At 60.5% G+C, this 16,284-nt stretch carries 17 protein-coding genes; 7 read left to right on the forward strand and 10 right to left on the reverse strand.

Annotation, left to right across the window (positions count from 1 at the left end):
* Window positions 1-7: 7 nt before the first annotated feature.
* From GWQ31_RS04350 to GWQ31_RS04360, 3 genes are all read left to right on the forward strand, one after another.
* Window positions 8-358 (forward strand): LysR family transcriptional regulator, encoded by a 351-nt coding sequence (locus GWQ31_RS04350; RefSeq protein WP_275908734.1) that lies wholly within the window; start codon window positions 8-10, stop codon window positions 356-358.
* Window positions 334-864: a substrate binding domain-containing protein gene (locus GWQ31_RS04355; RefSeq protein ID WP_275908735.1), complete on the forward strand. Its 531-nt coding sequence runs from the start codon at window positions 334-336 to the stop codon at window positions 862-864. The genes GWQ31_RS04350 and GWQ31_RS04355 overlap by 25 nt, the downstream gene beginning before the upstream one ends.
* A gap of 126 nt (window positions 865-990) precedes the next feature.
* Entirely contained in the window at window positions 991-1,923 is a 933-nt protein-coding gene (locus GWQ31_RS04360; RefSeq protein WP_275908736.1) for an MFS transporter, read from the forward strand.
* Between the two features lie 78 nt (window positions 1,924-2,001).
* Here the strand turns inward: GWQ31_RS04360 and GWQ31_RS04365 are convergent, their stop codons facing one another.
* Together GWQ31_RS04365 and rnt are read right to left on the reverse strand one after the other, a co-directional pair.
* Complete coding sequence (locus GWQ31_RS04365) at window positions 2,002-3,324, reverse strand: Na+/H+ antiporter family protein (protein ID WP_111588678.1); 1,323 nt, start codon at window positions 3,322-3,324, stop codon at window positions 2,002-2,004.
* A gap of 251 nt (window positions 3,325-3,575) precedes the next feature.
* Window positions 3,576-4,247 (reverse strand): ribonuclease T, encoded by a 672-nt coding sequence (gene rnt / locus GWQ31_RS04370; protein WP_005310637.1) that lies wholly within the window; start codon window positions 4,245-4,247, stop codon window positions 3,576-3,578.
* A gap of 148 nt (window positions 4,248-4,395) precedes the next feature.
* On the opposite strand from rnt, the gene GWQ31_RS04375 reads away from it, so the two are divergent.
* Both GWQ31_RS04375 and GWQ31_RS04380 read left to right on the forward strand, forming a co-directional pair.
* Window positions 4,396-6,369: a methyl-accepting chemotaxis protein gene (locus GWQ31_RS04375; protein ID WP_275908737.1), complete on the forward strand. Its 1,974-nt coding sequence runs from the start codon at window positions 4,396-4,398 to the stop codon at window positions 6,367-6,369.
* Between the two features lie 68 nt (window positions 6,370-6,437).
* Window positions 6,438-7,313 carry an OmpA family protein gene (locus GWQ31_RS04380; protein WP_265422274.1) on the forward strand — a complete coding sequence of 292 codons (876 nt, stop codon included), beginning with the start codon at window positions 6,438-6,440 and terminating at the stop codon, window positions 7,311-7,313.
* 72 nt (window positions 7,314-7,385) lie between these two features.
* Here the strand turns inward: GWQ31_RS04380 and gloA are convergent, their stop codons facing one another.
* The 8 genes from gloA to rsxA all read right to left on the reverse strand — a co-directional run bounded on the left by gloA (window position 7,386) and on the right by rsxA (window position 14,854).
* Window positions 7,386-7,799 carry a lactoylglutathione lyase gene (gene gloA, locus GWQ31_RS04385; RefSeq protein WP_005310643.1) on the reverse strand — a complete coding sequence of 138 codons (414 nt, stop codon included), beginning with the start codon at window positions 7,797-7,799 and terminating at the stop codon, window positions 7,386-7,388.
* 102 nt (window positions 7,800-7,901) lie between these two features.
* Window positions 7,902-8,543, reverse strand: coding sequence for an endonuclease III (nth, locus tag GWQ31_RS04390; protein WP_265422275.1), 642 nt, complete (start codon window positions 8,541-8,543; stop codon window positions 7,902-7,904).
* An 18-nt stretch (window positions 8,544-8,561) separates the two neighbouring features.
* A complete protein-coding gene (locus GWQ31_RS04395) occupies window positions 8,562-9,320 on the reverse strand; it encodes an electron transport complex subunit E (protein WP_265462831.1) in 759 nt (252 codons plus the stop codon).
* A 73-nt stretch (window positions 9,321-9,393) separates the two neighbouring features.
* Window positions 9,394-10,026: an electron transport complex subunit RsxG gene (gene rsxG, locus GWQ31_RS04400; protein ID WP_059112211.1), complete on the reverse strand. Its 633-nt coding sequence runs from the start codon at window positions 10,024-10,026 to the stop codon at window positions 9,394-9,396.
* Window positions 10,027-10,060: 34 nt separating this feature from the next.
* Window positions 10,061-11,113, reverse strand: a complete 1,053-nt coding sequence (rsxD, locus tag GWQ31_RS04405; RefSeq protein WP_275908738.1) for an electron transport complex subunit RsxD — start codon at window positions 11,111-11,113, stop codon at window positions 10,061-10,063.
* A gap of 3 nt (window positions 11,114-11,116) precedes the next feature.
* Window positions 11,117-13,690 (reverse strand): electron transport complex subunit RsxC, encoded by a 2,574-nt coding sequence (gene rsxC / locus GWQ31_RS04410; protein ID WP_275908739.1) that lies wholly within the window; start codon window positions 13,688-13,690, stop codon window positions 11,117-11,119.
* A gap of 14 nt (window positions 13,691-13,704) precedes the next feature.
* Complete coding sequence (gene rsxB / locus GWQ31_RS04415) at window positions 13,705-14,268, reverse strand: electron transport complex subunit RsxB (protein WP_275908740.1); 564 nt, start codon at window positions 14,266-14,268, stop codon at window positions 13,705-13,707.
* Between the two features lie 4 nt (window positions 14,269-14,272).
* Window positions 14,273-14,854: an electron transport complex subunit RsxA gene (gene rsxA / locus GWQ31_RS04420; protein ID WP_005310657.1), complete on the reverse strand. Its 582-nt coding sequence runs from the start codon at window positions 14,852-14,854 to the stop codon at window positions 14,273-14,275.
* A gap of 112 nt (window positions 14,855-14,966) precedes the next feature.
* On the opposite strand from rsxA, the gene GWQ31_RS04425 reads away from it, so the two are divergent.
* Window positions 14,967-15,863 (forward strand): DMT family transporter, encoded by an 897-nt coding sequence (locus tag GWQ31_RS04425; RefSeq protein WP_275908741.1) that lies wholly within the window; start codon window positions 14,967-14,969, stop codon window positions 15,861-15,863.
* A 95-nt stretch (window positions 15,864-15,958) separates the two neighbouring features.
* A complete protein-coding gene (locus tag GWQ31_RS04430) occupies window positions 15,959-16,156 on the forward strand; it encodes a hypothetical protein (protein WP_005310661.1) in 198 nt (65 codons plus the stop codon).
* Window positions 16,157-16,284 lie beyond the last annotated feature (128 nt).

Genomic DNA, 16,284 nt, shown 5'->3' on the forward strand with positions numbered 1-16,284 from the left:
AAGCCGCATGATGGTATTAAAGAAGGGGAAGGGGATAATGGACAGGCCCGGGGCAATGGAAGCGTTTGTGCTGGCGGTGGAGACCGGTTCTTTCTCTGCGGTGACACGTCGGCTCAAGCTGGGTCAGCCAGCCATATCCAAGCTGATTGCCCAGCTGGAAGCACAGCTTGGCAGTCGTCTATTGCTGCGTTCGACCCGCGGCCTGATGCCAACAGAGGCAGGTGAGGCGTATTATCTGCGAGCCAGGCAGATCCTCGACGATATCAGAGAGGCCGATGCTACTGTTGCGCAGTGCCGCAGCAGCTTGAGCGGCCGCCTGCGGGTGAGCGCCCGTTGGATGACAGCAATGTCGACTTGATCGCCGCAGGCATCGATGTGGCTTTGCGTCTCGGTGAGCAGGTCGATTCTGGTGTGGTTTCCCGCAAGCTCGGGCACTGCGCCATGAGAGTGGTGGGGGCGCCGGCCTGGTTTGCAACCCATGGTACGCCCTCATCCCCCGGCGAGTTGCAAGGATGTCTGCTGGTGGTCTACAGCCCCAAGCCCGGTATGGGGCAGCAGTGGCACTTTATACAGGGTGAAGATCAGGTCACATTGACTGTGCAGGGGCGGCTGACTGTCTCCGCCGCCGAAGGGATGCGAGCCGCCGTGCTGGCGGGAGTGGGACTGGGCATTACCTCCGAGTGTATGTTTGCCCCCGAGCTTGCCAGTGGCGAAGTCATGGCAATTCTTGCTGACTGGCAGCTTCCCCGGCTTGATCTGTGGGCTCTGTTTCCCTCGGGGCGGCAGATCAGCGCCAAGTCTCAAGCGTTTTTGGCGTTCGTGACAGCACTCCCCGTATTGCATATGCCATCAACCCATCCTTGATCCATTCCCCGGCGGAATAGGTGTTATTGCCGCCGCTTGTCTACTGAGTCTTCCTCATCTTCGTTACCCTGTGCTCATCAAGATCGTGTTCGTCACGGGATTTCAATCATGTATGAGGATGGTGTCATGACTTTATCGGTATCAAGCCGCCCGGCGGTCCTGCCGAGCGCCGGGATCAGTTCATCGCTGGTATTCGCCATGGCGATGTCCTGTGGTTTGGCGGTCGCCAACATTTATTACAACCAGCCCATGCTGGAGGTGATGGCGCGGGATTTCCCCGGCCAGCCAGCGGTTGCCATGATTACCATGCTGACTCAACTGGGCTATGCCGCCGGCTTGTTGTTTTTGGTTCCATTGGGGGATGTGCTGGAGCGTCGCTGGTTGATTGTGGCGCAGTTCGTGCTGATTGCAGCGGCTTGCGCAATGGCGGCAATGGCGACGGGAGAGGCAGCATTGATGCTGGCTTCCATTGTGCTGGGTATCGGTGCAACCGCGGTCCAGCAGATAGCGCCGGTTGCGGCGACCTTGGCCGATCCCGCCAGACGGGGAGCCGTCGTCGGCAGCGTAATGAGCGGTTTGCTAAGCGGGATCCTGCTCAGCCGTACCCTGGCGGGCTTTATCACCGCCTATGCCAGCTGGCGAGTCATGTTCTGGCTCGGTGTGCCGCTGGCCTTGCTGGGGGCCGTGCTGATGGCGCGTATGATACCGCTGCATCTGCCCCGTTCCACGATGAGCTATGCCAGCTTGCTGCGTTCTCTGCTGGTGTTGTGGCGAGAAGAGCCTGCTTTGCGTCGGGCAACCCTGGCCCAGGCTCTGCTGTTCGCCTCGTTCAGCGCTTTCTGGACAGTGCTGGCTTTTTATCTCGCCCATTCCGAGTACCACCTCGGTGCGGCAGCTGCCGGCTTGTTCGGGGTGATCGGCATAGTGGGCGTGCTGGCGGCGCCCCTGGCGGGACGAATGGCTGACACGCTTGGCTCCAGGCCGGTAGCAATTGCTGGTGCGCTGCTGGCTTTGGGGTATGGCCTGGTCACCAAGGGGGAGAGCCACTCTGTCGGCTGATGATATAGGCCAAGGTTTGCATCCAATGAAAAGGCGACCCCGAGGTCGCCTTTTGCATGTCTGCATCTTGCCCGAGTGCTAGAGCACCATGGCCGCCACCCAGCCAAAGAGGATGAGCGGGATATTGTAGTGAATAAAAGTGGGCACCACGCTGTCCCAGATATGGTCGTGCTGACCATCGACATTGAGACCCGACGTGGGGCCCAGGGTCGAATCCGAGGCGGGTGAACCTGCATCCCCCAGTGCACCGGCGGCGCCGACCAGGGCCATGGTCGCCATGGGGGAGAAGCCGAGGTGGATACAGAGCGGCACATAAATGGTGGCTATGATGGGCACAGTGGAGAAGGAAGAGCCTATCCCCATGGTGATCAAGAGACCAACCAGCAGCATCAGGAAGGCGGCGAGGCCTTTTTGATCCCCGATCACCGCAGAGACGGATTGCACCAGGCTCTCCACCCCCTGGGTCGCCTTCATCACGGCGGCGAAGCCGGCGGCTGAGATCATGATGAAGCCGATGAGGGACATCATGCGCACGCCCTGGGTGAAAGCGTCCTGGCTCTCGCGAAACTTGATGACACCGCCACAGGTGAAGATGACAAAGCCCGCCAATGCACCCAGCACTATGCTGTTGGTCATCAGCTGCAGCCCGAGGGCGACGGCGATGGCCAGCAGGGCAACCCAGATATGGTTGAGATTGAGCTCGGTGGATTCGGGCTCGGCGGCCAGGATCTTGTCCATGTCATACTGGCGTGGCTTGCGGTAGGTGATGAACACGGCGACCAGCAGACCAAGGAACATCCCCAGCACAGGGATTGCCATGGCCATCGGCAGCTGGCCAAGCTTGACCGGTACCCCGTTGTCGATCAGGTTCTTGGCCAGTATGTTGTTGAGGAAGATGCCACCAAAGCCCACCGGCAACAGCATATAGGTCGCGGTCAGGCCGAAGGTGATGACACAGGCCACCTGGCGGCGGTCGACTTTCATCTTGGCCATCACATGCAGCAGCGGCGGGATCAGGATGGGAATAAAGGCGATGTGGACCGGGATCAGGTTCTGGGAGGCGACGGATACGCAAAGGACGGCGCCGAGCAGCAGTGTCTTGACCCAGAGGATGCGCGAGCTGCTGGCATCTTGCCCCAGCTGGTTGATCACCTTGCGGGCCAGCAGGTCGGTGATCCCGGAGCGGGAGATGGCGACCGCAAAGGCCCCCAGCATGGCATAGGAGAGAGCGATCTCTGCGCCACCGCCCAGGCCACCGCTGAAGGTGCTGAGGGTGTCGGCCAGGGACAGGCCACCCAGCAGGCCACCTACGATGGCACTGATGGAGAGCGAGACCACCACATTGATCCGCAGCAGGCTGAGCACCAGCATCAGCGAGACCGCGACAACAACAGGGTTCATGTGACTTCCTTTTAATGGTTATTGGTTGTCTGTCTTTTGAAAGGCAGTTAGTTTGCGAAAATCACGACAAATGTCGAGTAAAAAATCAGGCAATTGGCCTGTGAGACGCATCCCCGCAGGGTTGGGGTGAGCGAGGGGAGCAGAGCGGTTGAAAACTGTGCTGTCCGGGTCTGCCTGCCATTCTGGTCAAACCACGTTGATGCCGTATCCCAATAGAAGAAGGCTGCCATGGCAGCCTTCTTGCTCGTTGCTTATCCCGCTTGTTCGTTCGCGTCATCGACGGGGGCATCATCCGGGTGGGCTGGCGGCCAGCCACCCAGGCTCTTCCAGCGGTTGACGATATGACAGAACAGCTCAGTGGTGCGTTCGGTGTCATAGAGGGCCGAGTGCGCCTCTTTATTGTCAAACGGGATGCGAGCGCTCTGGCACGCCTTGGCCAGCACTGTCTGACCCAGGGCCAGGCCGGAGAGGGCGGCAGTGTCGAAGGTGGCAAACGGATGGAACGGATTGCGCTTGAGGCCGGCCCGCTCGGCGGCGGCCATGACGAAGCCATGATCGAAGGTGGCGTTATGGGCCACTATGATGGCGCGGTTGCAGTCGCTCTCCTTCATCCCTTTGCGAATGCCCTTGAAAATCTCGGTCAGCGCCTCTTTCTCGCTGACGGCGCCGCGCAGCGGATTGAAGGGGTCTATGCCGGTGAACTCCAGCGCCGCCTTTTCCAGGTTGGCGCCTTCGAACGGCTCGACGTGAAAATGAAAGACCTGATCGGGAGCGAGCCAGCCATCCTCATCCATCTTGAGGGTATAGGCGGCTATCTCCAGCAAGGCGTCTGTCCTGGCATTGAACCCGGCGGTTTCAACATCGATGACGACGGGGTAAAAGCCACGAAAACGGCCCTTGAGAGTGTGTACAGCGTCGGTCATGGTATCTCGGTCGGCGTGAAATGAGGCGGCATTATGGCAAAAAAGCCAGCCTTTGTCCCTCATCAGCAGCCATGAGACGGACGTCAGATTCTATTCTCGGCACTCGTGCTTATAATTGACCACTTCAACAATGGAATGGGGAGAGGGGATGAACAAGCTGGGATTGGCACACAAGATGTTGCTGGTGGTCTGCCTGCCACTGCTGGCCTTGCTGTTTTTTTCTGGCCGATACGTGTATGAGCGTTATCAGGTTGAACAGGAGATGAGCCAGGCACAAGCGGCACTCTATGTCGTGCGGGAGGCGGCGCAACTGGCCCACGAGCTGCAAAAGGAGCGCGGCATGTCGGCAGGTTTCCTGGGCTCTGGTGGCAACAAGTTTCGCGACGCCCTGCCTGCCCAGCGCAAGCTGGTCGATACCCTGCTGGTCCGTTTTCACGAGGATCCCGCCTTGCTGGCGTTGGGAGAGGTGCAACAGGCGCTGACCGGGCTCACCGCCATGCGTGAGCGGGTTGGCGCGCTGGGGGTCGAAGTGGTCGAGCAGGTTGGCTTTTACAGCCGTCTTATCAGCCAGCTGCTGGCGGTGGTGGACCAGGTCAGTCTCAACAGTCAGGATGCCACCATAGCGCTGCAGACCAATGCCTACGCCGCCTTCTTGCAGAGCAAGGAACGAATGGGGCTGGAGCGGGCAACCCTGAGCAATGTGTTCGGCCGTGACCACTTTACCCCCGCGTTGTTGCAGCAATTCATCTCCCTGCTGGCGGCCCAGAATACCTATCTCGAGCGTTTCCAGGCGGTGGCGAGCCCGTCACAACGTCAACTGCTGGCCGACAGCCTGACCTCTCCCGTGGTAGCCAAGGTCGCCGCCATGGAGCAACTGGCGCTGGACAAAGCCACCTCAGGCGGCTTCGGGGTCGATGCCGAAGCCTGGTTTGCCTTGAGTACCGACAAGATAGGTCTGCTCAAGGAGAGTGAAGATCGCCTTTATCAGCAGTTGTTCGAGCGGGTCGAGCAGATGCGAGCAAAGAGTGCCAGCGACTTCTGGTGGGCGGCGCTCGGTGTGCTGTTGTGCGTTGCGTTGACCACCTTCGTCTGCTGGCGGGTGGTGCGAGACCTGCACCTGGGTTTTATGGCGTTGCACCAGACCTTCAAACGGCTGGTACAGGAGAATGATCTGACGGTGCGGGTCAACTGGCGGTCCGGTGACGAACTGGGCGCCCTGGCGCAGGATCTGAACCATTTCCTCGCGCACCTTGAGGGGCTGTTGTTGGCGGTACGTCGCTCCTGCGAGGTGCTGGCCCGCAGCGCCGCCACCTCGGCAGGCGTGATCGCCGAGGTGAATGCTGGCGTCGTCAAAGGTTTCGGTCAGGTGGACCTGGTGGCGACGGCAGCCACCGAGATGGCTTCGACGGTGGCCGAGATTGCGCGCAATGCAACCCAGACGTCGCTGGCGACCCAGCAGGCTATCGGACGTGCCCGTCAGGGCGACAAGGAGGTGGATCAGACCATAGACGCCATCCAGCTGGTGGCGGGCACCCTGGCCAACACCCAGCAACTGGTGGATAGCCTGTATCAGGATACAGAGTCGGTCGGCGAGGCGCTTAATCTCATCAAGCAGATCTCGGATCGCACCAATCTGCTTGCCCTCAATGCAGCCATAGAGGCTGCCCGGGCCGGTGAATCTGGTCGTGGTTTTGCCGTGGTGGCGGAAGAGGTGAGGGCACTGGCCTCTCGCACTCAGCAGGCGGCAGAGGACATAGAGCGGATGTTGTCCCGATTGCGCCAGGGTGCGGATCAGGCGGTCACGGCCATGCATCTGGGCACTGAACAGGCGGGCTTGAGCGTGACCGAAGCCAAACGGGCGGGGAGCGAGCTGAGCGACATAGTGAGCGAGGTGCGCAAGGTGAGCGACATGACTGCCCAGGTGGCCACCGCGACGGAGGAGCAGCGCTACGTCACTGACGATATCCAGCACAATGTGATGACCATACGCGAGGTGTATGAAGCTCATCGCCTGCACTCTGAAACCTTGCAGCAAAACAGCGCCGAGCTGGATCTGCTGGCTCGCGAGCTGGCGGGTCGCATTGCCAGCTTCAAGCTGATGGATCGTCCAGCCCCCCACTGAGTGCTTTGCCCTAAAGCTTGCCCTGCCCCTGCCGATACCTAACGTGAGATCGTGTGGAGGGCAGGCACTTGAACGCTTGGATAGTCGGGTTGGTCAGCATATCAGTGAGTATGCAATTACAGGCGGGGGTTACCGAGTTTGGTGCCGGCCTGGATCAATCCGTCTGGCGTTTGACTTCGGATACGCAAGTGGAGTGCCGCCTAGAACACCCTATTCCCAACTGGGGGACGGGGGCTTTCGTCAGCCGAGCCGGTCGCAAGATCAATCTGGATTTCGAACTCAAGGGGCTGCGACAGCAAGCCCAGACCCAGACGGTCAGTCTGGGGATTATGCCGCCACTCTGGCGTCCCGGTGTTGCCGGGCGGGAAGTGAGCCAGTTGCGCTTTTACCAGCAGTTTGATGGCTTGGTGGAGGGGCAGACTGCCTGGACCATGCTCGATGAGCTGGAGGGTGGCCGCATGCCAACCTTCCAGTATCGTGACTGGTACCGTCAGAACCGGCCGGTGCGGGTCTCCCTCTCCTCTGTCAACTTTCGGGTCAAGTACCAGGCCTTTGTGGATTGCCTGAGTGGATTGTTGCCCTATAGCTTCAATGACATCGCCTTCAGCGTGCTCTCCTATGACAAGAACAGCGATCAGCTGTCACTGGCCTCCCGGCGGCGACTGGCGATGATCGGCGAGTATGTGAAGGTCGACAAGAGCATAGATGTGGTGGTGATCAACGCCTACAGCGACAGCTATGGCGGCCGCTGGCCCAACCAGAAACTCTCCGAGAAGCGGGCCGATGCCATCAAGAAGGTGTTTGTGGATCTGGGGATCGATCCGGGCAAGATCTCGGTGGAAGGGCATGGCGAGAAGCGTCATGTCCGTTCAAATGAAACCGAAGACGGTCGCGCCAAGAACAGGCGGGTGGTGATCAATATGGGCCGCAATGGCGCCATCTGACAGCCTGTAGACTGAGATGAAAAAAGAGCGCCGCAGCGCTCTTTTTTATTGGGTGTTACTTGAGGTATTGCCTCAGAAGCTGTCACCCAGGCCACTGCCTGCATCTTTCTTGGCGATCAGTTCAATCTTGTAACCATCCGGATCTTCCACAAAGGCAATGACAGTGGTACCGCCCTTCACTGGACCTGGCTCGCGGGTGATCTTGGCGCCGGCGGCGCGCAGGGCGTCGCAAGTGGCATAGATGTCGTCCGCTTCCAGCGCAATGTGGCCGTAGGCCGAGCCCAGTTCGTACTCGCTGACACCCCAGTTGTAGGTGAGCTCGATGACGGCTTCGTCTTTCTCGTCACCGTAGCCAACGAAGGCCAGGGTGTATTTGTATTCGCTGTTTTCGCTCTTGCGCAAGAGTTTCATACCCAGCACTCGGGTGTAGAAGTCGATGGAGCGTTGCAGATCGCCAACACGCAGCATGGTATGCAGAATTCTCATTGCTCAGTTCTCCGGGTAGATATTTGTACTCACACAAGTCTTGGATGATACAGGAATCGCAGCAGAAGTTTGCGGGCTGTAGCGTACAGCCTGCGTGCTGCCTTATTCCTGTGGATAGACTTTTTCTTTGTATTCACACAAGTCTTCGATGATACAGGAGCCACAGCGCGGTTTGCGAGCCAGACAGGTGTAACGGCCGTGCAGGATCAACCAGTGGTGCACATCCAGCTTGAACTCGGCAGGCACCACTTTCAGCAGTTTCTCTTCCACCTGATCAACGTTTTTGCCCACCGCGAAGCCGGTGCGATTCGACACCCGAAAGATGTGGGTATCGACGGCGATGGTGGGCCAGCCAAAGGCGGTATTGAGCACCACGTTGGCGGTTTTGCGACCCACACCGGGCAGCGCTTCCAGCGCTTCGCGGTTCTCCGGCACCTCGCCGCCATGGCGTTCCAGCAAGATGGCGCACGTCTTGATGACGTTTTCGGCCTTGGTGTTAAACAGGCCTATGGTCTTGATGTACTGTTTCAGCCCATCCACCCCGAGCGCCAGTATGGCGGCCGGGGTATTGGCCACCGGATAGAGCTTGTCGGTGGCCTTGTTGACGCTTACGTCGGTGGCCTGGGCTGACAGCAACACGGCAATCAAGAGCTCGAAGGGCGAGGTGAAGTTGAGCTCTGTGGTGGGATGGGGATTGTTGTCCCGCAGTCGCTCCAGGATCTGCCTGCGTTTCTGGTTGTTCATGGTTTCTCACATCTCAGGTCAGAGCTGGGTGGCGCGCACACCCGCCACCGGCACACTGCTATCGGCAAGGGGGGCGGCTTGCTTGCGATCACGCCAGTCATTGATGGCATTCTTGCCGGCGATCATCAGGCCTAGCCCGATAAAGCCCCCCGGCGGCAGGATCGCCAGCAGCAGGCTGGCATCGGCATGAAACAGCTCGATGCGCAGGGACTTGGCCCAGTCACCCAGCAGCAATTCGGCACCGTCAAACAAGGTCCCCATGCCGATGATCTCCCGCAGGCCACCCAGCACCAGCAGCACCAGGGTAAAGCCCAGCCCCATCATGAAACCGTCCAATGCCGCCAGCAGGGGCGGATTCTTGGAGGCATAGGCTTCGGCCCGGCCTATGATGACGCAGTTGGTGACAATCAGGGCGATGAAGATACCGAGCGCCTGATAGAGGCCATAGGTATAGGCATTCATCAGCAGCTGCACGCTGGTGACCAGGGCGGCGATGATCATCACGTAGATGGGAATGCGAATGTCCTTGGGCACCAGGTCGCGCACCAGTGAGATGGCCAGGTTGGAGCTCACCAGCACCGCCATGGTGGCCAATCCCAGTCCGAGCGCATTGGTAAAGGTGGAGGAAACTGCCAGGGTAGGGCAGAGCCCCAGCACCTGCACCAGGGAGGGGTTATTCTTCCACAGCCCTTGCAGCATCAGCTCCTTGAGCTCTTCACGACGGCCCTTGCCCTCACTGATCGGGGTCTGGTCATCCAGTGTATGAGAGTGTTCCATTTATCGGCTCCGGCTGAGATGGCACATGGATATGCATAGCACATCAGTCTGTTTCATATGTGTGGGCCCAGGCTTATGGCGTGGGGTCGCACGGAGGGGCATCACGCAGCAACTCAGGGTGCGTTTGCTCCAGCAGCAGCAGGTTTTTCACTGCCTTGACCACGGCGCGGGGGGTGATGGTGGCGCCGGTGAAAGCATCGAATTCGCCGCCATCTTTTTTCACTGCCCAACTTGCCTCGTTGTCGCGGCTGAGGAACTTGCCGACAAAACTGTCTATCCAGCTCGATTTCTTCAGCTCTATCTTGTCACCCAGGCCCGGCGTCTCGTTGTGGGCCAGCACCCGCACAGCACTGACGCTGCCCTTGGCATCGGTACCGACGATGAGGCGAATGGCCCCACTGTAGCCGTCAGGTGCCACGGTTTCCAGCGCATAACCCGTGGTCTCGCCTTTCAGGGTTGCAGTGTAGAGCGGCATGGCCTGATCGCTGCCCAGATAGGTTTTGCTCTGTACCAGCTTGCAACTGGCCACCAGGTCGTTGTCATAGCTTCCCTCTGGCAACAGGGCGGAGAGGGTGCGCAGCTTTTCCAGCTGCTGCTGATGGGCGATCCTGTCACGGGTCAGCTCGTTGGTCAGCACCACAACGGCGGTGCAGGCCAGGGCAAACAGTGCTAGCGTGACGCCGTTTTTGCGCATGCTCTTTAACATTGGATACTTCCTGAGAGTGAGGTTTGCGCCGGGGTCATTTGCGACGGTCTCCATAGACCTTAGGACGTGTCAGGCTGTCGATCAGCGGAACACACAAGTTGGCCAGCAGCACGGCGAAGGCGAAGGCATCAGGGTAACCGCCAAAGCGACGGATAAGGTAGACCAGCACGCCGATCAGTACGCCATATACCAAACGGCCACGGGGCGTGGTGCTGGCGCTGACCGGATCGGTAGCGATGAAGAAGGCCCCCAGCATGGTGGCACCGCTGAACAGATGGAACATGGGGGTGGCGGTGGCATCCGGCGTCATCAGATAACCCAGGGTTGCGGCCAGCAACAAGGAGCCCAGGATGGCACCCGGAATACGCCAGTTGATCACTTTTTGCTGCAGCAGGAACAGGCCGCCCAGCAGGTAACCCAGGTTGACCCAGCTCCAGCCGATGCCGCCCCAGCCCTCGAATACGGCGTGGCTCATCACTTCACCCGTGGTGAGCCCCTGATTCAGCCCTGTCTTCAGGGTATCGAGTGGCGTAGCCATGGTGAGGCCATCCACCCCCTGCTTGAGCTGCGCCATGCTGTAGCCATCCAGGCTGAAGCCGGTAAAGATGACGGACGCTGCATCGCCAAAGCCGATGTCATAGGCGCGAATGGTGTCTGGCGGCAACCAGCTGGTCATTTGCACGGGGAAGGAGACCAACAGCAACACATAGGCCACCATGGCCGGATTGAACAGGTTCTGGCCCAGGCCGCCATAGAGGTGCTTGGCGATGATGATGGCAAAGGCGGTGCCCAGTACCAGCATCCACCAGGGCAGCAGGGGGGGCAAAGAGAGGCCGATCAGCACGGCGGTCAAGGCGGCACTGGCATCCATCAGGGCGGGCTTGATGGGGCGGCGGCGCAAGCGAAGCACCAGCGCCTCAGCTCCCAGCGCTGTCACCAGCGCCAGCAGGATCTGGATGAAGGAACCCCAGCCAAAGAACCAGGTCTGGGCCAGCAGGCCGGGCAGGCAAGCCAGGATCACCAGCAACATCAGGGTTTGGGTCTGTTTGCGGTTATGGGCAAACGGCGCACTCGCGATATTGAACATGGATCAGTGGCTCTTGTCTGGCGATGGAGAAGGTGACTGTGCTTGGGTGGTCAGGCCTTGTGCGGCAGCCTCTGCTGCCAGCTTCTTGGCCTTGGCCCGCGCGATGGCGGCGGCAATGGCTGCTTTCTTGGGGTCAACCTCGGCAGTCGCCAGCGCGGGTTCGCTGGCCTGCTGGGCCTCGGTAGCGATAGCCTCGGGCTGGGCGATGTCTTCATCCGCCGCTTGAGTGGCCTTCTTGGCCTTGGCACGGGCGATGGCGGCGGCAATGGCTGCCTTTTTGGGGTCGACCTCGGCAGTCGCCGGTGCGGGTTCACCGACCGGCTGGGCCTCGGTAGCCGTTGCCTCGGGCTCGGCGATGTTTTCATCCGCCGCTTGCGCGGCTTTTTTTGCCTTGGCCCGAGCGATGGCGGCGGCAATGGCTGCTTTCTTGGGGTCAACCTCGGCAACTGCCGGTGCGGGTTCACTGGCCGGCTGGGTCTCGGTAACGATAGCCTCGGGCTCGGCGACGTTTTCATCCGCCGCTTGCGCGGCTTTTTTTGCCTTGGCCCGTGCGATGGCTGCGGCAATGGCTGCTTTCTTGGGGTCGACCTCGGCAGTCGCCGGTGCGGGTTCGTTTACCGGCTGGGCCTCGTGAGCCATAGCCTCAGGCTCGGCGACGTTTTCATCCGCAGCTTGAGCGGCCTTCTTGGTTTTGGCCCGAGCGATGGCAGCGGCAATGGCTGCTTTCTTGGGGTCGACCTCGGCAGTCGCCAGTGCGGGTTCGCTGAGCGGCTGGGCCTCGTTAGCCATAGCCTCGGGCTTGGCGATGTTTTCATCCGAAGCTTGCGCGGCTTTCTTGGCCTTGGCACGAGCAAGGGCTGCTGCGATAGCGGCCTTTTTCGGATCCTGCGTCTCTGGCGTTGGTGCAACGACGGCGGCAACGTCAGCGGGTTCACCGCTGCTGGCGGCCTTGGCGGCGCGCCGCGCGAGGGCCTCCTGCTTGCGCGCCTCGCGGGCGGCAATCATGGCGCTGTTGTCTGGCTGCTCGCCAACAGCGCTGGCCGTGACTTCCTGCTTGGCTTTGATGCGGGCGAGGGCGGCAGCGACGGGATCTTCCCCTCCACTGGCCGTCATGGCCTGGCGGCGCTGTGCCGCAGCCTCGGCATGGCGGGCTTCTCGGGCCGCTTTTTCCCGCTCGAAGCGTGCCTGCTTGGCCTCGAAACGCAGCTTGGCACGCTCGGCTTTTTCGGCCTCGGCACGGGCCTCGCGAATATCATCCTTGGCAATCTTGTAGTACTGCACCAGAGGGATCTGGCTGGGGCAGACCCAGGCGCAAGCGCCGCACTCGATACAGTCGAACAGGTTGAGCCCTTCGGCCTTGTCGTACTCCTTGGCGCGGCTGTACCAGTAGAGCTCCTGGGGCAGCAAATTGGCCGGGCAGGCATCGGCACAGGCGCTGCAACGGATGCAGGCTTGCTCGGGACCGGGGGGCGGCAGCTCGGCACGGGTCGGGGAGAGCAGGCAGTTGGTGGCCTTGACCACGGGAACCATGGCGTGGGGCAGGGTGAAGCCCATCATGGGGCCTCCCATGATGACCCTCTGGTCCACCTCGGGTTGCAGCTCGAAACGCTGCAACAGCCAGCGCACTGGCGTGCCCAGCAGTACCCAGGCATTGCCTGGCTTCTTGAAGGCGTCACCAGTCAGGGTGACGATGCGGGAGATGAGCGGCTCGCCGTCGATGATGGCGCGCTTGATGGCGAACACGGTTGCCACGTTGAGCACCATGATGCCCATGTCCACCGCCCGCCCACCCTTGGGCACCTGACGGCCGGTAAGCAGCTCTATGGTCTGCTTGGCACCACCCGAGGGGTACTTGGTCGGCACCGTCTTCACCAGCACGTCCTCGTCGGTGGCGTGGCGAGTCAGTTCGGCAATGGCGGCGGGTTTGTTGTCTTCCACCCCGATCAGGGTCAATTTGGGTTTGAGCAGATGCTTGAGCACCCGGATGCCGTCCATGATCTCGTCGGCATACTCCTGCATCAGCCGATCATCTGTGCTGATGTAGGGCTCACACTCCAGCCCGTTGACGATCAGGATCTCGGTGAGCTGACCGCGGCCGTCCAGCTTGCTGTGAGTCGGGAACACTGCGCCGCCCAGACCCGCAATGCCGGCCTGCTGGATGCGCTCGAGCAGTTCGCCTCGATCCAGATTCCAGTAGTCTGGCTTGCCCTGGTGCTCACCCCAGGTATCCTCCCCATCCGGCGTCAGGGTGATGCAGAGATCATCGAGACCCGAGGGGTGCGCCACAGTATGGTGGCCGATGGCGGTGATGGTGCCCGAGGTCGAGGCGTGCACGGGCACTATGCGGCCCTTGTCATAGCGGGTCAGCGGCTGACCCTTCTTGACCTTGTCGCCGATCTGCACCAGCAGATCGCCGGCCGGCCCTGCGTGCTGGCGCACCGGAATGATGAGCTGGGGCGGCAGACCCGCGTCCACCACGGGTGTCAGGCTGGATTGGTGCTTGTTCTCGGGAGGGTGAATGCCGCCGTGAAAATCCCACAGAGTGCCGGCTTTGATGCGTTCGAGCAGATGCTGCATGGTTACTCCGCTGTTTATTCCACTATCTTGACCGGAATGGCGACGCTGGCCAGATCCCATTTCCAGTTGTCGACCGTGGTCGGCACAGGGATCATTTCGATACAGTCGGTCGGGCAGGGATCGACACAGAGATCGCAGCCGGTGCACTCGTCGGTGATGACGGTGTGCATCGCCTTGGTGGCACCGACGATGGCATCGACCGGACAGGCCTGGATGCACTTGGTGCAGCCGATGCATTGATCTTCATGGATGAAGGCGACTTTCTTGACCGGGATGGCGGCCTCGGCACTGCCCAGCGGTTGAGGGTCGACCCCCATCAGGTCGGCTATCTTGCGCATGGCGGCATCGCCACCGGGCACACACTTGTTGATCTGATCGCCATTGGCCAGCGCCTCGGCATAAGGTTTGCAGCCAGGGTAACCGCACTGGCCGCACTGGGTTTGCGGCAACAGGGCGTCAAGCTGATCGACGATGGGATCGGCTTCCACGTGAAACTTGACGGCGGCAAAGCCCAGAATGATTCCGAAGGCAAGGGCCAGCAGGGCCAGTACCAGAACGGCAAAGAGTATGTGAGTCATAGCGCTATATCTTGATCAGGCCGGTAAAGCCCATAAAGGCCAGCGACATCAGGCCGGCGGTGACCATGGCAATCGACACACCGCGAAACGGAGTGGGAACGTCGGCCGCCACCAGGCGTTCACGCATGGCGGCAAACAGTATCAGTACCAGCGAGAAGCCTGCGGCTGCGCCAAATCCGTAGATGATGCTTTGAATGAAGTTGTGACGCTCGTTGATGCTCAGCAGTGCCACCCCCAGCACGGCGCAGTTGGTGGTGATGAGCGGCAGGAAGATGCCCAGCAGGCGATAGAGGGTCGGGCTGCTCTTGCGGATAACCATCTCGGTGAACTGCACTACGACGGCGATCACAAGAATGAAGGCAAGGGTGCGCAGGTAGGCGATGTTCAGCGGGATCAGGATATAGTGTTCCATCAGATAGGAACTGGCGCTGGCCAGCGTCATCACGAAGGTGGTCGCCAGCCCCATGCCGACGGCGGTCTCCAGCTTGCCGGAGACGCCCATAAAGGGACACAGGCCAAGAAACTTCACCAGCACGAAGTTGTTAATCAGCACGGTACTGACCAATAAAAGCAGGTACTCAGTCATGGGAGATGGGTTATCCGGTTTGAAGGCGGCGGTATTATCTGATTTTAGGTCTCCTTAAACAACCGCAAGGCCGCATGGTTATTATTCAAATGGCCAATTTCATGGAGGAAATGTGCGCCCTTTACCCATTTTTACCCTGACCCTGGCAATGCTGCTCTGGTCCAGCTCCTTTATCGCCCTCAAGCACGTGCTGGGGATCTGGGGTTTCGGTCAGGTGCTGTTCATGCGCATGAGTGTGGCGGCGCTCTGCTGGCTGCTCTGCTACCGCTATCTGGGCAGTTTCACCTATCAAAAGTGGGATTGGCGCTGGCTGGCCCTGATGGGGGGACTGGAGCCCTGCCTTTATTTCCTGCTGGAGGTCAATGCCCTGCGTTACACCAGTGCCGGTCAGGCGGGCATGGTCTGTGCCCTGTTGCCGCTCATCGTGGCCCTGGTGGCCTTTGTGCTGCTCAAGGAGCGGGTCAGTCGCCGCCAGTTGCTCGGCTTTGCCATCGCCATCATTGGCATTGCCCTGTTGGGGCTGGGTAGCGGCGTGGATGAGTTTGCCCCCAACGCCTTGCTCGGCAACAGCCTGGAGATGGCGGCCATGCTGTGCGCCGCCACCTATTCTGTGGTCTTCAAGAAGCTCTCCAGCCGCTATGGCGTGCTGACCCTGACAGCGCTGCAGGCCTTCGTCGGTACCCTCTTTTTCGCCCCCTTCGCCTTCAGCGAACCCTGGCCCACCGCCTGGGCCTGGCAGGACATGGCGGTCATCGTCTTTCTTGGCGCCTTTGTGACGCTCGGAGCCTACCTGCTCTACAACTGGTCGGTGACCCAGGTCAAGGTGACCCTGGCAGCGGCCTATGTGAACCTCATTCCGGTCTTTACTCTGTTGCTGGCCTATCTGCTGCTCGGTGAAACTCTGACGCCATTGCAATGGCTTGCCTGTGGCGCCGTCCTGCTGGGGATTGCCGTGGGCCAGCTGCCCGCTCGGCGCAAAGTGCGCGAGCCGGTTATCGCCGACAGCTGATCTATCCCGGAGGCTGATCGATGGACTAGAGTCAGCACAGTCAAAGGGCGTGTGTCGCTCATCACCTTGGCCAGGCTTTATCCGGGAGAATGCCGATGAACAGCATGATGTTATTGACCAGGGCACAGGCCCTGTTGACCCATAATCCCTTTACGCTGGACGATGCCAGGTCGCTGGAAGCACTGGAGGAGGCGGCGGTGGGAGAGGAGGGGCTGCTGATCGCTGAACTGTGGGAGGCCGCCCTGATGCAGGCTGACGAAGCGGCTCGCCATTATATGAAGGGGGAAGGCTGAGTATCGGGTCTGGTTATCTCGAACGCCGGGGATGGGCGAGGGCATAGCGCCTGTTCACCCCTTGCTCGCCACACTCTTGCCGCCCACATCAATATGGCCATCTGCGCCGCCCTGCGGTTGTGTCGCCT

The sequence above is a fragment of the Aeromonas sp. 2MA4 genome (assembly GCF_029237305.1).
GTDB lineage: Bacteria > Pseudomonadota > Gammaproteobacteria > Enterobacterales > Aeromonadaceae > Aeromonas > Aeromonas salmonicida.